At 38.4% G+C, this 16886-nt stretch carries 16 protein-coding genes; 13 read left to right on the plus strand and 3 right to left on the minus strand.

The features are described 5' to 3' along the window. Window positions 1-186 precede the first annotated feature (186 nt). The 7 genes from ICV32_RS01815 (at window position 187) to ICV32_RS01845 (ending at window position 8331) form a co-directional block, all read left to right on the plus strand. A complete protein-coding gene (locus ICV32_RS01815) occupies window positions 187-1338 on the plus strand; it encodes a glycosyltransferase family 4 protein (RefSeq protein ID WP_215371448.1) in 1152 nt (383 codons plus the stop codon). Window positions 1339-1429: 91 nt separating this feature from the next. Further along, window positions 1430-2452 carry a polysaccharide biosynthesis protein gene (locus ICV32_RS01820; RefSeq protein WP_215371449.1) on the plus strand — a complete coding sequence of 341 codons (1023 nt, stop codon included), beginning with the start codon at window positions 1430-1432 and terminating at the stop codon, window positions 2450-2452. A gap of 2 nt (window positions 2453-2454) precedes the next feature. Further along, the gene (locus ICV32_RS01825) at window positions 2455-3561 is read left to right on the plus strand and encodes an NAD-dependent epimerase/dehydratase family protein (RefSeq protein ID WP_215371451.1); all 1107 of its coding nucleotides are present in this window, start codon (window positions 2455-2457) and stop codon (window positions 3559-3561) included. Window position 3562: 1 nt separating this feature from the next. After that, on the plus strand, window positions 3563-4693 hold the full coding sequence (gene wecB / locus ICV32_RS01830) for a non-hydrolyzing UDP-N-acetylglucosamine 2-epimerase (protein WP_215371452.1): 1131 nt from the start codon (window positions 3563-3565) through the stop codon (window positions 4691-4693). A gap of 21 nt (window positions 4694-4714) precedes the next feature. Continuing rightward, on the plus strand, window positions 4715-5926 hold the full coding sequence (locus tag ICV32_RS01835) for a glycosyltransferase family 4 protein (RefSeq protein WP_215371453.1): 1212 nt from the start codon (window positions 4715-4717) through the stop codon (window positions 5924-5926). Continuing rightward, the gene (locus ICV32_RS01840) at window positions 5923-6510 is read left to right on the plus strand and encodes a sugar transferase (RefSeq protein ID WP_215371455.1); all 588 of its coding nucleotides are present in this window, start codon (window positions 5923-5925) and stop codon (window positions 6508-6510) included. The genes ICV32_RS01835 and ICV32_RS01840 overlap by 4 nt, the downstream gene beginning before the upstream one ends. Before the next feature lie 633 nt (window positions 6511-7143). Further along, a complete protein-coding gene (locus ICV32_RS01845; RefSeq protein WP_215371456.1) occupies window positions 7144-8331 on the plus strand; it encodes a DegT/DnrJ/EryC1/StrS aminotransferase family protein in 1188 nt (395 codons plus the stop codon). A gap of 12 nt (window positions 8332-8343) precedes the next feature. Here the strand turns inward: ICV32_RS01845 and ICV32_RS01850 are convergent, their stop codons facing one another. Next, window positions 8344-9663, minus strand: coding sequence for an MBL fold metallo-hydrolase (locus ICV32_RS01850; RefSeq protein WP_215371458.1), 1320 nt, complete (start codon window positions 9661-9663; stop codon window positions 8344-8346). 430 nt (window positions 9664-10093) lie between these two features. Between ICV32_RS01850 and ICV32_RS01855 the strand changes: the two genes are divergently transcribed. Together ICV32_RS01855 and ICV32_RS01860 are read left to right on the plus strand one after the other, a co-directional pair. Next, complete coding sequence (locus ICV32_RS01855) at window positions 10094-10789, plus strand: acetyltransferase (RefSeq protein ID WP_215371459.1); 696 nt, start codon at window positions 10094-10096, stop codon at window positions 10787-10789. 446 nt (window positions 10790-11235) lie between these two features. Then, window positions 11236-13239, plus strand: coding sequence for a nucleoside-diphosphate sugar epimerase/dehydratase (locus tag ICV32_RS01860; protein WP_215371461.1), 2004 nt, complete (start codon window positions 11236-11238; stop codon window positions 13237-13239). Window positions 13240-13649: 410 nt separating this feature from the next. On the opposite strand, the gene ICV32_RS01865 is transcribed toward ICV32_RS01860, so the two are convergent. Both ICV32_RS01865 and ICV32_RS01870 read right to left on the minus strand, forming a co-directional pair. Further along, window positions 13650-14300, minus strand: a complete 651-nt coding sequence (locus tag ICV32_RS01865; protein WP_215371462.1) for a recombinase RecT — start codon at window positions 14298-14300, stop codon at window positions 13650-13652. Beyond that, complete coding sequence (locus ICV32_RS01870) at window positions 14297-15316, minus strand: YqaJ viral recombinase family protein (RefSeq protein WP_215371463.1); 1020 nt, start codon at window positions 15314-15316, stop codon at window positions 14297-14299. Before ICV32_RS01870 ends, ICV32_RS01865 begins: the two co-directional genes overlap by 4 nt. A 107-nt stretch (window positions 15317-15423) precedes the next feature. Here ICV32_RS01870 and ICV32_RS01875 point away from each other — a divergent pair, with 107 nt between their 5' ends. From ICV32_RS01875 to ICV32_RS01890, 4 genes are all read left to right on the plus strand, one after another. Beyond that, entirely contained in the window at window positions 15424-15621 is a 198-nt protein-coding gene (locus tag ICV32_RS01875) for a hypothetical protein (protein ID WP_215371465.1), read from the plus strand. A gap of 115 nt (window positions 15622-15736) precedes the next feature. Then, entirely contained in the window at window positions 15737-15985 is a 249-nt protein-coding gene (locus tag ICV32_RS01880; protein WP_215371466.1) for a type II toxin-antitoxin system Phd/YefM family antitoxin, read from the plus strand. Beyond that, complete coding sequence (locus ICV32_RS01885; protein WP_215371467.1) at window positions 15982-16368, plus strand: type II toxin-antitoxin system VapC family toxin; 387 nt, start codon at window positions 15982-15984, stop codon at window positions 16366-16368. The genes ICV32_RS01880 and ICV32_RS01885 overlap by 4 nt, the downstream gene beginning before the upstream one ends. Before the next feature lie 23 nt (window positions 16369-16391). Then, the gene (locus ICV32_RS01890; RefSeq protein WP_215371469.1) at window positions 16392-16838 is read left to right on the plus strand and encodes a hypothetical protein; all 447 of its coding nucleotides are present in this window, start codon (window positions 16392-16394) and stop codon (window positions 16836-16838) included. Window positions 16839-16886: the final 48 nt, after the last annotated feature.

Below are 16886 nucleotides of genomic sequence, written 5' to 3' on the forward strand. Positions count from 1 at the left end.
GTAAAACGACAGGTAGACATTAAAAAATTAAAAATAAATTAATACTTAAATAAGTTGGCTAGTTATATTTCTTGTTTTAGCACGGATTTATTTAGGTATTGAAATAATTCCTTTTAATTCTTTGATTTAAACGATAATTTTAATTATATGTAAATTTTTTTGATGTATTTCTAGGGATCTAAATTTATGAAGTATCAAAAACGTAAACCTAGATTATTAATTGTAGGTGCATTTCCAGGAAAAAATTCTAAAATTTATGGAGGAATTGTCACAACCTGTCAACTTCTACTTAATTCTGAACTGTCGAATCAATTTGAGTTATTGCTTATTGATTCAACGCAAATAAGAAACCCCCCACCTATTTTTCTAATACGTTTATATTTGGCTATAAAAAGGTTCTATCGTTACCTAAAAATGTTATTTTCTTCTTCGCCAGATGCAGTGCTATTGTTTACATCGACTGGAGCAAGCGCATTTGAAAAAGGGATTATGGCAAGATTTGCGCGATCAAGAGGTATACCTGCTCTGTTATTCCCTCGGGGAGAGGTGCTTATAAATTCTAATAAAGACACTCTCTTAATGAAAATATTGATGAAATTTGCAATGAGTGGAGGAACTCATTTATTATGTCAGGGAGCTGCATGGCAAAAATTTGCTATCAATACAGTTGGTTTTAAAAAAGAAAATTCACCAATAATTTATAATTGGTCGGCTACTTCTAAACTATTAAAAATTGGAACTGAGCGGGATTTTTCTTTAGCTAATTCCAGGATAAATATTGTATTTATTGGCTGGCTAGAAAAAGAAAAAGGAGTATTTGAATTGCTAGATGCATGCAAGAAATTAGCAATCCAGCATAAATTTATATTGTCAATTGCCGGTAGAGGTAGTTCTGAAAAAGCGGCTAGGACATTCGTATATGATAATGACTTAGAAGATTATGTTCGTTTCATTGGCTGGATTCAGGGCAATCAAAAAGATGATTTACTAAAAACCGCTGATATTTTAGTCTTGCCATCATGGTATGAGGGCTTTCCTAATGTTGTTATTGAAGCTATGTCTGCTAAAGTAGCAGTCATTGTATCTGCTGTTGGAAACGTGCAAAGTATTCTAGATGATCGCGTGCACGCTTTATTGATCCCTCCTAAATCTGTGGAGGCTATTATGACTGCCTTAAGTGAGTTAATTTCAAGACCTAACTTTCGTATAAAGATAGGAACAAATGGATATGAGTTTGCAAAAAAAAATTTTTCTACTGAATTAGGAATATTAAATTTAATTTCAATTATTAATAACGCAATAGGAAATTTACAACACAGTAAAAATTCACATGTTTAAATATTAGTACTTTTTTAATAAATTTATGAAAAGATTAGTAAAAACTATATTTAATGAGAAATATTTTATTAATAAATAATTTTAAAAAATTATGTCAAAAAAAATATTAATTACTGGCGGTACAGGTTCTTTTGGAAATGCTGTCTCGAGAAGATTTCTCTGCTCTGATGTATCTGAAATTCGTATTTTTAGTCGTGATGAAAAGAAACAAGACGATATGCGAAAGCGTTATGCTGATCCCCGTCTTAAATTCTATATTGGTGATGTTCGGGACTACCAGTCGATATTAAATGCAATGCGTGGGGTGGATGATATCTTTCACGCCGCCGCACTTAAGCAGGTACCATCATGTGAGTTTCATCCGATTGAAGCTGTAAAGACGAATATTCTTGGAACAGAAAACGTACTGGAAGCGGCCATTCAGAGTGGTGTTAAGCGCGCAGTAGTACTTAGTACTGACAAGGCCGTTTACCCAATAAATGCCATGGGTATTAGTAAGGCTATGATGGAAAAAGTAGCTGTAGCAAAGTCGCGTAGCACTGGCCATACCTTAATTAATATTACCCGTTATGGTAATGTAATGGCCTCGCGGGGTTCAGTAATACCTTTATTTGTTCAGCAAATTCGCGATGGTAAACCCATTACAATTACTGATCCTAATATGACTCGCTTTATGATGACTCTTGATGATGCTGTGGATCTTGTTCTTTATGCATTTGAGCATGGCAATTCTGGCGAAATTTTTGTTCAAAAAGCTCCAGCTACAACGATTGAGACTCTGGCTAAAGCATTAATAAGTTTGCTTGATAAGCCTAAACATGAAATCAGAATTATTGGCACCCGCCATGGCGAAAAATTATACGAGACCCTTCTCAGCAGAGAGGAGTGTGCTAATTCGTTAGATATGGGTAAATATTATCGCGTACCGCCTGATTTACGCGACCTAAATTACGATAAATTTATCGAGAAAGGTGAGGCAAAATTATCTTCATCTCAAGATTACAACTCCCACAATACAGATCGTCTTGATGTTGAAGGTATGAAAAAACTTCTTCTCAAGCTCACTTTCATTCAGACTATTGTTCGAGGTGAGCATGCCAATGTCAAGGAGTAAATATGAAAGTTCTTGTTACAGGATCAAATGGGTTTATTGGGAAAAATTTCATAGTTCGATTAATTGAATTAGAGGGCTACAAACCAATTGCATTCAATCGCACACACTCTCTAGAGGATCTGAGTGCCTATATAGATAGTTGTGATGCAATAGTTCACTTGGCAGGCGTTAATAGGCCGGATGATATCAAAGAATTTACTGAAGTAAATCTGGATTTGACGGCTCTTGTGTGTGAAAAGATAGCCGCTACAGGACGCAAAATCCCTTTGATTATGGCATCTTCAATACAAGCTTCAATATCCAACCCCTATGGAGAAAGTAAGAGAAGGGCGGAGGGGATATGTGCAAAATTTTCCTCGGTTACGGGAAACCCAGTGGTAATTATTAGACTTCCTGGAGTATTTGGTAAGTGGTGCAGACCAAATTATAACTCAGTGGTGGCAACTTTTTGTCACAATATAGCCAATCATTTGCCAATACAGATAAATGATCGATCTGCTCAAGTGCGATTGGTTTATGTGGATGATGTTGTATCAGCCTTCATACGTATTTTAGATAATACGCCTCCCGGTTTGACATTTGTTGAAATAGAACCTGTTTATGAGATAGCTTTGGGCGATCTAGCATCTCAAATTGAGAATTTTAAGAATTGCCGTAGTACTTTATTTTCTGAGCAGGTTGGAGCCGGTTTGATTCGTGCTTTATATGCAACTTATCTTAGTTATCTTCCACCGACAGAGTTTGCATATGACATACCAAAACACGAGGATGAGCGAGGCATATTTGTTGAGATGCTTAAAACAAAAGATTCAGGTCAATTTTCTTTTTTTACTGCGCGCCCAGGCATAACCCGAGGTGGTCATTATCACCATACTAAAACCGAGAAATTTTTAGTGATTAAAGGTGAGGCCCGTTTTGGTTTTCGTAATATTATAAGTAATGAGCGTTATGAGCTTATTACCTCTGAAGATCATCCTCGAGTGGTAGAGAGCGTACCTGGCTGGACTCACGACATAACAAATATTGGTAAGGATGAAATGGTTGTAATGCTTTGGGCGAATGAAATTTTTGATCGTCTAAACCCGGACACCATTGCGAGTAAGGTTTAGTATGAAAAAATTAAAAGTAATAACTGTAGTTGGAACGCGGCCAGAGATAATTAGATTATCCCGTATTATGGCGAAGTTGGACGAGTATTGTGACCATGTAATTGTACATACTGGCCAAAATTATGATTATGAATTAAATCAAATATTTTTTGATGATCTTGGTATCCGTAAGCCAAATCATTTTCTAAATGCAGCTGGAGCTAATGGAGCGCAGACCATTGGTAATGTTATCGTTGCAGTTGATAATACCTTGAAATTAGAAGAGCCGGATGCTATGCTCGTGCTAGGCGATACGAATAGTTGCATGGCTATTATCTCGGCAAAAAGACGTAAGATTCCAATATTTCATATGGAAGCAGGCAATCGTTGTTTTGATATGCGCGTTCCCGAAGAGATTAATCGACGCATTATAGATCATACAGCTGATATTAACTTAACTTATAGCAGTATTGCACGTGAGTATTTATTGCGCGAAGGCTTGCCGCCTGACCAGATAATTAAAACTGGTAGTCCTATGCTTGAAGTATTGACACATTACGGCCCAGAGATTAGGTCATCTGATGTGTTGCAACGTCTGGGCATAGAGGCGGATAAATTTTTTTTACTCAGCGTTCATAGGGAAGAGAATATTGACTCGGAGCGTAATTTTAGGAAATTAATCAACATACTTAATACCATAGCTGAAAATTATGGGATGCCAGTAATTGTGTCTACCCATCCTCGGACCCAGAAAAAGATTGATGCTAAAGACATCCAATTTCACCCAAAAGTTCAGTTATTAAAACCCTTGGGTTTTTTTGACTATTGCAGCTTGCAAGTCTCAGCTAGAGCCGTACTTTCTGATAGCGGAACGATTAATGAGGAATCTTCCATTATGAATTTTCCAGCGCTAAATATACGAGAAGTACATGAACGACCAGAGGGTATGGAGGAGGCTGCCGTCATGTTGGTAGGCTTAAGTATTGAACGTGTGCTTCAGGGACTGAATATTTTATCTACTCAGCCTAAAGGTGATTTACGTCTGATTCATCGGGTTGCAGATTATGGTATGCCAAATGTGAGTGATAAGGTGCTACGCATCATTCACAGTTATACCGATTATGTAAATCGTATTGTTTGGAAGAAGTACTGAACTAAGACACGATTACTAGGAATGAGAATAGTTTTTCTAACGCAGTGGTTTGACCCAGAGCCAACCTTCAAAGGAATTGTTTTTGCTCATGAGCTATTAAGACGGGATTTCGAGGTTGAAGTCATTACTGGTTTTCCTAACTACCCGGGTGGTAAGTTATATAAAGGGTATCGAATTAAACTATTACAGAAAGATTTTATTGATGGTATTCAAATAACTCGCTTACCTTTGTACCCTAATCACGACCAGTCCGTAATTAGGCGAGTTTTAAATTACATTAGTTTTGCTGCTTCGGCTCTTTTTTATGGTTTGTTCATACTGAAGCGAGCAGATGTAATGTACGCCTATCATCCTCCTTTAACAGTCGGTATTGTTGCTAGTATTATCAGGTTTTTCCGAGGGATTCCGGTTGTTTATGATATTCAAGATATGTGGCCTGATACCTTGCGAGCAAGCGGCATGATTAATAGTCCCGGCACAATAAACCTAATTAGTAAAGTTTGTAATTGGGTTTATCATAATGTTGATTACATCGTTGTGCTTTCTCCTGGATTTAAGCGTTTGCTGATAGAGCGTGGGGTTCCTCAGAATAAGATCGATGTGATATATAACTGGGCCAATGAAAAAGCATTGGTATACCGTGAAGCAGTGTTACCAAATAATTTTCCAGACGAAAGCGCATTTAAGATAGTATTTGCAGGAAATATGGGGAAAGCTCAGGGATTAGATGCGGTTCTGGAGGCAGCTGCCTTACTCAAGTTAGCAAACTCACGAGCTGTATTTGTAATGATTGGTGGAGGTCTAGATGTTTCCCGCCTTCAATGTAGAGCAGCAGAAATGCTATTAAATAATGTAGTTTTTTTTCCAACTGTCTCCATGGAAAAAGTGAGTAACTATTTGTTTTCTGCAGACCTTCTACTTGTGCACTTGAAAAAAGATCCGCTATTTAGGATTACTATTCCTTCGAAAACTCAAGCGTACATGTGTGTGGGTAAACCACTTTTGATGGCGGTTGAAGGAGACGCATCAGAGTTAGTTAGCAAATCAAATGGTGGAATAGTTGTTCAGTCGGATAGTCCCAGGGAATTGGCTCAGGCCATTGCCCGTCTTGCATCTTTGGATAAATGTGAACTAACAAGGATGGGAGAGCAAGCGCAACAATACTATAGCGAGCACCTATCTTTAGAAATAGGAGTTAGTAAATTTGTAAAAATTTTTAGGAAATTTCAATGAAAAGAACGTTTGATTTTTCAGTTGCGGTAATTATTTTGATTATTTTATCCCTACCCTTGATCATCTTAATGGTAATCGTTCGCATTAAACTTGGTAACCCAATTTTTTTTAAACAGACTCGCCCGGGTTTAAATACTAAGCCATTTACAATAATCAAATTTAGAACAATGACAGAGCAATGTGATCCAAACGGCTTATTACTTTCGGATGCTCTCCGCTTAACACGATTTGGTCAATTTTTGAGAGCTTCAAGCCTTGATGAGTTGCCCGAGCTTTTAAATATTTTAAAAGGTGAAATGTCTCTAGTCGGTCCCCGGCCACTATTAATGGAGTATCTTCCGTTTTATACACCAGAGCAACTTAGAAGGCATGAGGTGCGACCGGGTTTGACTGGTTGGGCTCAAATCAATGGACGTAATGCCATAAGTTGGGATGAAAAGTTTGAACTTGATCTTTGGTATGTAGATAATCATAACTTGTGGATCGATATTAAAATAATACTTAAGACTATTGTGATAGTTTTCCAAAGAAAGCAGATTTGTGCTGATGGACATGTAACAATGCCGCCATTTATCGACTTTTAAAATTTCCTCTGACAAAAAACTAATTAATTTGACGGTTAGATGAGCATAAAATCTCATGGTAAAGAAATATCAATATTGAAGGAGTTCTTCATTTGGACGGCTCTATTTTTGTTGGCAAAGTAGAAAGCTATGATTTTTTGGTATATTTTTAGGTGATTCATTGTGGCATGAATTCTTAAAATCAAATAAATACATATATAGCACTGCCAACTACTTGTTTGGCATAAAGCTGACGAAAATTGCTTAAGAATTTTTTGAGTGTTTTTCAAACCTAACTCAACCTACACCCCACATTCTAATATTGCCTATACGGGGCTTGGTAATGTTATTTCTTCTTTTTGTATTACTAAACCTAATGTAAAGATTGACGATCTAAATACTGTGATATCTTACTCGTTATTGAGCCATGATCAAACGAGAGCTTGTGCAAATTTGATCGATTACCAGTTCGGGGAGATTTTTTGGTAAGAGATGCTAATTTTTTTGTATCAGATTAACCACCATCTCAGGGGTGTAAGTTATGAATTCGAATATTATTTATGTAGGAATATATATAAATAAGAACATTGGGGATAGCTGAACATTCTTTATAAGTTCAAAGAAAAGTATCAAATAACAATACTGGAATAAAGCATGATTGATTCATCACTCTGGCAATGGCCACATTTTACTGCTGAAGAGGCTAATTCAGTACATGCTGTCTTATTAAGCAATAAGGTCAATTATTGGACTGGTGATGAATGCCGTGAATTTGAAAAAGAGTTTGCTGCTTGGTGCGGTGTTAGTCACGCAATTGCCTTAGCGAATGGAACATTGGCTTTAGATTTGGCATTAAAAGCACTAGGTATTGGATCTGGGGATGAGGTTATCGTAACTCCCCGTACATTTATTGCAAGTGTTTCATGTGTTGTTAATGCAGGCGCCACACCTATATTTGCTGATGTTGACTTCAATAGTGGTTGTATATCTGCAGATTCAATTGCTCATGTAATTACACCCAAGACCAAGGCAATTATTCCAGTTCATTTGGGCGGCTATCCGTGTGATATGGATCAGATAATCGATTTGGCATCAAAATATGGCCTCAAGGTAATTGAGGATTGTGCCCAAGCTCATGGTGCTCGATATAAGGGTAGATCTGTAGGTAGTTTTGGGGACATTGGTGCCTGGAGTTTTTGTCAGGACAAGATTATGACAACGGGTGGTGAGGGTGGATTGGTAACTACAAACAACCATGAACTATGGTCGAAAATGTGGTCATTTAAGGATCATGGAAAAAGTTATGATGCTATTTACAGCCGAACACATCCACCAGGTTTCCGATGGTTACACGAGTCGTTTGGCACTAACTGGCGAATGCTAGAAATGCAAGCTGTTATTGGACGTATTCAGCTCAAAAGAATGTCTGATTGGAATGCTAAGCGAACAAAAAATGCTATTGCAATATGGGATACATGTAAAAAGCATCCTGCTTTACGTGTACCGGTGTTTGAGAATCATAATAATAAATCTATTCATGCACAATACAAGTGTTATTGCTATGTGAATCTAGAAATGTTAGCAGATGGCTGGTCGCGGGATAGAATAATTGAAGAGATTAACGCTCTTGGTGTGCCTTGTTTTCAGGGTTCGTGTTCAGAAGTTTATCTTGAGAAGGCCTTTGATGGTACCAGTTGGCGTCCTAAGGATAGGTTGCCAATTGCAAAGGAATTAGGCGAAACATCATTAGTGTTTTTGGTTCATCCAACATTAACCAATTATGAAGTTCTTGAGACTTGTAACGCTATAAATATTGTTATGGAAAAAGCAAGCAGATACTAAATAAATAAAATTTTATCGTTTCAGTCCTACCGTCCTAAGCCCTTGCTTAATGAAGGCAGGTTCAGAAAGGATTGATAGAAGCTCAGAAAATGTAATAAAACGACCCGTATTATTTAAGGCCAATGGGGAAAATGTACGTATGAGAGATTTTTTTTGTGCTAAGGACCCTGCAAATCTTGCATTCACATTAAGTGTATCTATTCCAAAATCAAATTTAAATAAAAAATACAATGATTCAGATGACATTTCACAATATTGTTGTTTTTTTTCTCGATTAGTTATCTTGAGACCGCGTCGCCAACTAAAATTAACATAACAATTTAAATCAGTAATTTTTATATTTTGACTGGGCAGAAGTTCGAATATACATAACAGAAAAATTAACACTTTATTGTTCCGCATTCTCACTCTTAGACACATTTCCTCACAAACGGACTTTAATTTAGGAAAGTCATAAAAATTTTTAGGTTCAAGGAGCGGCCTATTTAATGCTTTTTTATAAGCTACATTCCAAAACTGAATTGCTGATAGATTGCATTTCGAGCTTACGCCATCCCAATTTTCATAGGGCACCATTAGAAATGGATCAGAATCTGTATAACGATTGATAAACTCTACAGTTTTATCTGGTGTATTTATTTCATCATTCATATATGAATTTTCAGTATGACAAAATCTAACCATACTTGCAAATGGCACAATAAAATCTGGTCTTAAAACATCAGATTGTATTTTAATGCGCTGTAGTTTTTCATTCGCCAATAATGCTCTGCTTGTTCCGTCAAGTGATCCACCCTCAACCCAGTTTGCATACGAAAATTGAGTAAAAAGAATATCAACGGAATCAGTTGTCTCCTTTATATCTTGTACTCGATCTGGCGTTTCTAGGATACAGTCGTTAGCGTTAAGAATCTTTTTGCCATCCACTTCTATAAGGGCCCATGAGTCATAGAATGGTACTTGCCCAATAGTGATAAAAAAGCCGTTTGAAATTTGAACTCTCTCTCTATTTTCGAGTTCTAATACCATAAAGCCTTGACTTTCAAGAAAAGACTTAACTCTACCATCACGAGTTTTCTGAAAAACTATCGTAATATAACTTCGGATTTCATTGTTTATTGATTTTAAAAAAGGAATTGAAAAGTGATCTGGATGCTCGTGTGAATAATAGATAAATAATTTTTTTTCTGAAAATCGATCAAATACAACATCATCTACGATCAAGTCCCATCCATTATTAAATGCCGTTCCATTTAAATAAGGATCATTAAGAAGGATGACCTCCTCGTTCTCAATTGAAAAACAAGCATGAGAAAAAAATTGAATATTCATTTTTCACTGCGTCCATTGACAAGGGCGCCTTTCAGCATCCCAAAATATTACAAAGGCACTTTACTCTTTTCAAAGCCTTAACATGTTAATTTTTTTCTACAACTATTTGTCGCTGAATTTCTTCAGCTTATGCATTTAACACTTCATGAGATTTTATCTGAAATTCCAGTTAGATAAGTGAAAGTTTTAATTGTTAGCCCCGCGCATTAGTTGAATAGTAAAAATTTAGTATTTAAGACTACGAAATAATTTTATATATATTTTGCGTGACTTTTTGTTATGTATAGTAGCAGCATACCTTTACGTAACCTATTACAATTACTAAACTATAAAAACCTAAAATTTAATGCTGTACAACAAAAAACAAAAACCTTATGCTACAGATCGCACAATTAAAGTAGATACAAATATGATAATTAAAGGATAGGCAATGAATGGTAAGAGAGAGAGTAACTCTAATGCTAGTAATGTACCTCACTTACGACCGCTTATAATATTTGGAGCGGGTGGACACGCTGTAAGTGTTGCAAATGTTGCCTTATCTGCTGGATACACAATAAAGTACTTTGTTGATAAAAATAGAAAAGGGTTGGATTTATTAGGTTATAAAATCATAGAAGATATAACTGCGATTGACAATACTAACAACTACAGCTTTGCAATAGCTATTGGGGATAATGCTGTAAGAGAAAAAAAATACAATGAGCTAATTGCAGCAACACCTAACCTCTATTTCCCCCCTTTAGTTCATTCGACAGCAGTTATTTCATTTTTTACTAACATTGGCGATGGGTCAGTTATAATGCCCAAAGCTGTTATTGGCCCGAACTCAAATGTTGGTATGTTTTGTTTAATCAATACACAAGCGTCAATAGACCACGACTGCCTCATGCTTAACTATTCTTCATTAGGGCCTGCAGCTGTAACTGGAGGAATGGTAATAATAGGACAACGTTCTGCCATTTCTATTGGCGCAACAATTAAACACGGATTAAAAATAGGAGACGATTGTGTTATTGGGGCTAATAGTTACTTAAATAAAGACTTGCCAAATAATCAAGTTGTTTACGGTTCGCCCGCAAAGCAGATCAGAGCTCACAAGATTGGTGACGCATACTTAAGATAATCAAATTAACTCTATAGCAGCTTCAAGCATAATTAAACTCAACTCAATATGGCATTGTTTTGTTGTTATATTACAAAGTCTAGATAATGCAATTAGTGTTCTAAAGCTAAGAATTGTTATGCTAGATTGAGAAGTCCTGAAAGTAGCAGTATTTTGAGCAAACTACAAAGTAACTCTAAAATCAATTAATAAAAAACAGTATAACGATACTTTCGGATACTATCATTCCCAAATATTTTTTGATTTGACCAAAATCTAATTTGCTTACCGTGCTTTCTTAATAATATTAAATTTCCAGAATAAAACAGCTGGTTTTACAATCATTCATTATCTTTTTAGTTGTTTGGGTAATACCCAAGCTTCAGATAGTTTGATAATGCTTTTACTTTAATAAATTTGATGAAATACTTTATATTCCACTTGAATATCTAATTTATAATTAATTTATGTTCAATAATATATTCAAGCATTTTCTGCTTAATCTACCACGTTTAGTTAAGAGAACTTTAGTAGTTTTTTTAGACTTTATCATTTGCGGATTGAGTGTGTGGCTTGCGTTTGGACTGCGTGAGGATAATTGGGGGTATTTTCAGGGTCACCAGTGGATTGTGTTCCTTGTTGTTATTGGATTAGCATTCCCCCTCTTTATCTCCTTTGAACTATATCGTGCTATTTTTAGATATATTGGTACAGTTGCTTTTATTTCCATCATACGTGTTTTTATCATTTATGCCGGCTTATTTTTCGGTATTTTCACACTCTATGGCGTGGATGGAGTTCCAAGATCAATAGGGATTATTCAGCCAATGTTATTGTTTTTTGGGGTTGGCATTACCCGATATCTGGTCCGGTATTGGTTAAGCGATAGCAGAAATTTTCAAGATTCTAATCAAAGGGCCCAGTCCATTGGGCTAATTTATGGGGCTGGTTCTGCTGGACGTCAATTAGCATCAGTCTTAACTAATAATAAAGAGTTTTTAATTAAAGGCTTTATCGATGATGATGTTCATTTGCAGGGGAGATCGATTAATGGTATTACTGTCTATCGAAACAGCAACCTGCAGGATTTGATTCGTCGATTAGGTATTACAGACGTATTTCTTGCGATTCCTTCTGTTAGTCAAGATCGTAGGAGAGAAATCATTGCCTCATTAAATGGATTCAGTGTTCGTGTACGGACTTTGCCCAGTCTAATTGATCTAGCCTCTGGCCGAGTACGAATTTCTGATCTACATGACTTAGATATGAATGATCTCCTCGGAAGGGTAGCCGTCAATCCCGATATAGAATTATTGGAAAAGAACATTCGCGGTCAAGTGATTTTAGTAACTGGGGCGGGCGGTTCTATTGGTAGTGAACTATGTCGCCAAATTATTAATTTTTCTCCTAAAACCATAGTTCTGCTTGACAGTAGTGAGCATTCTCTTTATTTAATATATGAAGAATTAAAAAGAAAGCTCACTAGTCTAAAAAATGATCTTTCAAATGAAAATAGTAATGAAAGTGCTGTCCTGGATCTAACTTCATTGCCCAGACTAGAGCCATGCTTGGCCTCTGTGCGCGATAGTAATCTCTTGCTGAACATTTTTAAGACTTATCAACCATTTATAGTCTTTCATGCGGCAGCGTACAAGCACGTTACATTGGTGGAAGACAATCCTTCTGAAGGTATTCGCAATAATGTTTTTGGAACATTAGCTTGTGCCCAGGCAAGCTTAGAATGTGGGGTACCTAATTTTGTTCTGGTGAGTACCGATAAGGCTGTTAGGCCAACAAATATCATGGGTGCAAGTAAGCGTATCGCAGAACTAGTACTGCAAGCAATGCAAAATTGTGCCCCTATAGATGGCCACAAAACTAAATTTTCAATGGTCCGTTTTGGAAATGTACTTGGCTCATCTGGATCTGTTGCTCCACTATTTAATGCGCAAATTGCTGCTGGCGGCCCCGTTACTCTGACTCATCCTGACGTTACGCGGTATTTCATGACGATCCCCGAGGCGGCGCAGTTGGTGATTCAAGCAAGTTCAATGGCTACGGGGGGTGATGTTTTTGTGCTGGATATGGGCGAGCCAGTTCGAATTTATGATTTAGCCGTCAACATGATCTATCTGTCAGGCCATTTGGTTAAAGATGAAAGCCACCCTCAGGGTAATATTGAGATAAAAGTGATCGGATTGCGCCCTGGTGAGAAGCTCTATGAAGAGCTTCTGATTGGTGATAATCCACAACCGACTGCCCATCCAAAAATAATGAAGGCGCATGAAGATTTTTTACCGTGGGATGAGTTACAGCAAGAGTTAGAAAGATTGAAATTGGCTTTGGATTCATCTGATTCTGAGTTAATCAGAGATATGCTTAAAAAGTTAGTACCCGGCTACAAGCCTAACCCTGATACAGAGAGGCTGAATGAGAAGGGGAATAACCAAAATTATGAGTACGCCACTTAGTGATGATTTTGTACCAAGATCTCGCTATATATGAGAGTAGCTATAGATCATGATGTTTTCGGTTTTAAATAATTTTCAATATTTTATTAAAAAATTCTTTGAGCCCATGCGCTCATTAACGGTTTTGTGTTTCAATATTTATGGGCTATCCGAATCTAACGATTCTGGCTACAAAAAATTCAATGCGCCTATTTTATTTTGCATATGAATTCTCTCATTGAATCTATTAATCATTTCCAATGAGTGGATTGTCAAATACATACTTACTCGTTGCGTGAATCTCTATCAAATATTCAATCTTATGCAAAGCTCACTCGCTTCGAGTAACAGCCCTTTTTTTAATTTCTAATCGATATGGATCTCCTCACTAGTGGATTGCTTGTATATGTGATGTATCAGACTAAACTTATCTATCCTATTTTTTGTCTCAGCAGCTCTTTACGATTAAGCGCGCTATGACCTACGCGCACCATTGTTGGCTTCTCCATGATTGCTGGTGCGTTCGGTATTTTTAGTTCCGGCACACTAATTCCAAACGCGAGACGTGCACACTGTTGTAGGGTTTTATGTCGCAACATTCGCCTGGGCATCTGCATCCAGATGGGATGATCGGTTTTGAGTTCTGTGTAGTATTCCCGAACGGTAATTGGCTGGATGAGATCTGCGCGATAGATGGAGCACTCCATCCAAATAGGAATGCCCTCTTCGGTCTCAGTGGCTTGGCTAAAGGTGAGTCCTTTAAAATTGGGTTCTCGATGGATCATGGCAACCCAGCCATCAATCGGAATGTAGACTTCATAGCCGCCATCCAGATTAAGTTCCCAATCAATCTGACCTAGTAGGGGGCTGAGCTTAAAGCGTAAAGCGGTTCTTAAGATCAATTTCAAGGCCTCCTCGGGAACCACAGCTTCCTTGGCCCAATGACTGAGTTCCTGGGAGGTTATCGCAAGGGTATTGGCCACCTTCGTCACCAATGTATCCAGTGTGGGTTCGCTGGGCCGATGAGATTGATCCCCATCCAAAAGATCCTCGGGTAAATCTAGAATGGAGACTCTCTTCATAAAGCCACCCCTTCCATTACTTTTTCCTCAAGGATTGGTTCATGCGGCATCAGCTCCTCGGGTAAATCCTTTACCACAAAGCGCCTACTACTCTGAATTGGACTTTGGTAAGCCTTGATGAGTTCAGGATGCTCTAGACCCAAGCGTTTGGTATCAATCCGATAGGAAACTTTCGGAACTTTCCAAGTAATTATAGGTTTACCTAGGTAAGTAAGCACTTCGGCGTCCGACATGGTTTCCATGAGTTGCTGCTTAATGCTATTGATTTGCTCCTCCTCAGCATGGGTTTGGGACTCCAAGGCTTTTAGCTCTTGGATTAAGGCGATCGTCTGCGGGTTAGCTTCCATTGATTTACCCGAACAACTTCTTTGAAAGAGCGCTTGGCAATCGGCAATCGATTGGGGTTTGGGTGGAATGTCTTTTTGAATATGCTCAGTCCAAAAGAGAGCAGCTTTCTCAAATAATAAGGACTCAAGCTCAACATCTCGAGTAATCGTATAGATCCGCAAATCCGACCCTCCTAAAAGAACAGCGACATCGATCTCCGCTAGATTAGTAATCCCTAAGTACCATAAGCATTGACAGAGGTAGGGTAGGGGAATGGCGTCCGTCCCCGGTTCACCCCAATCACCCTGACTGTAGTGGTTAGCCGTTTTGCATTCCAAGAGCTTTTTCGCATTAAGACCTCCGTCAGAATGAAAGAGGGGTAACTCTTTGTTCTCCAATACAAAGCGATCAATATGCCCCACGCAAAATGAGTAGTTGGGATGAACTAGACCTTGTGAATACTCAAGCAGATTCTCACCCGTGAGGAACGTATATTCATCGGCAATAAAGGATTCGGCAAATGAACCAAAGCGCATGGCAAAACTATCTTTGGTATCCACGCGCTTACCCGTCTTCTCCAGCCACACGTCTATGGCCGAGCGGTACTTGGAGACTCCGAGAATCGCCCCAATATCGCTCCCACCTAGGAAAGCAGCGCGATTGTGTGTAAAATCTTGATTATTAAGCATTTTTAAGTTCCTTTTTATAAAAAATTAGTTCTTTAATGAACTAATTTAATTCATTTTAGGATATATTTAGTTTGATTACAAGTGCTCAAATTAGAGGCGCTCGAGCTATGCTTGATTGGTCTCGCGATGATTTATCCAAAAAGTCTGGAGTTGGAATCTCAGCATTAATGCGCTTTGAAGCTTCGGAAGGAGTGCCCGCTGGAAAGATTCAGACGCTGCAGTCAGTTCAAAGCGCTTTTGAAGAAGCTGGAATTGAATTCATCGGCACCCCAGAGTCAGGGGCAGGAGTTCGGTGGCGACCCTAATCCATTGATTTCATTGATATAAAAATTTATCTGAAAATGAGATTGATGATATCAATTTACATGCTATAATAAACTAAGTTTATTAAACTAAGTCAAAATCGTAAGGCCACTAATAATGCAAAAAATTAATATCCACGAAGCCAAAACCAAACTTTCTCGATTGGTCGAGGATGTGGTCGAAAAAGGCGACAGTTTCATTATTTCCAAGGCCGGTAAACCCATGGTTAAGGTGGTGCGGATTAATGCCCCAGCTGCTCAAAAAAATGAGCGCATGGGATTTTTTAAAAACCAGATTGCTATCCCTGACGATTTTGATCGCATGGGCGAAGACAAAATTACTCAACTGTTTAGTGGGCGAGTATGAAATACTTACTCGACACCCATGTTCTCTTATGGGCAGCAGCTCACCCCGAAAAAATAAGCCCGTCGGTACGCGCACAATTGCAGGATCCTCAAAACCAGTTGTATTTTAGTGCAGCCAGTATTTGGGAGATTGCCATCAAGCAGGATTTAAACCGGGAGGATTTTAAGATTGACGTGATGCAGTTTCGCCAAGCCTTATTAGAAAACGAATACGAGGAGCTACCGATTGGTAGCGATCATGCCGTGTTTACCCGCGCGTTAGCCAATCACCACAAAGATCCGTTTGATCGGATGTTAATTGCGCAAGCTTGGGTTGAGGATATCACTTTAATTACGGCCGATGAGCGGGTTGCGCAGTACATCGGCCCGATTCTGAAAATTTGAATGATCAATAGGAGGTATTAGAGATGGCTTTAGTCAACCCTAAAAATATTCGTCAGCAAGTGCGTGCCGATATCGCACAGGCTAAGTTTCCCTATGCAACACGAGCCCTGGCGGAGAGAACCATCGTTCGTTCGGTGCGTCAATGCCGGGTGTATCGGACCCGGTTAGGCGGGACTAAATTGCGTCCGGAGGATTTGACATCCAAACGAGGCAAAGGTAGGCCATCTGAGGCCATGTTGCGCGCCTTGCTGATTTCAGGTGTATTTCGGGCTTGGACGGCGGCTTTTCGTAAATATCCAACCATTAATAATAAAAATTACCCTTTGAGCCCCTTTGTGCGCTTCGCAACGGCAGTTTTGATGCGTGAAGGCATTGGCAAGATCGAGGATCATTTGGAGGAATTTCGCGCCTATCGCAAAAAATGCATGGTCGATTCTGGGTTTTCCGTGGTGCGCGGGGCGGTGATTTAACGGGGGGTATAAAACCGTTTACTCCAATCAGAATCGGTTGCAGAGTTT

Source organism: Polynucleobacter sp. MWH-UH24A, from assembly GCF_018687475.1.
In the GTDB taxonomy this organism is placed as follows: Bacteria; Pseudomonadota; Gammaproteobacteria; order Burkholderiales; family Burkholderiaceae; genus Polynucleobacter.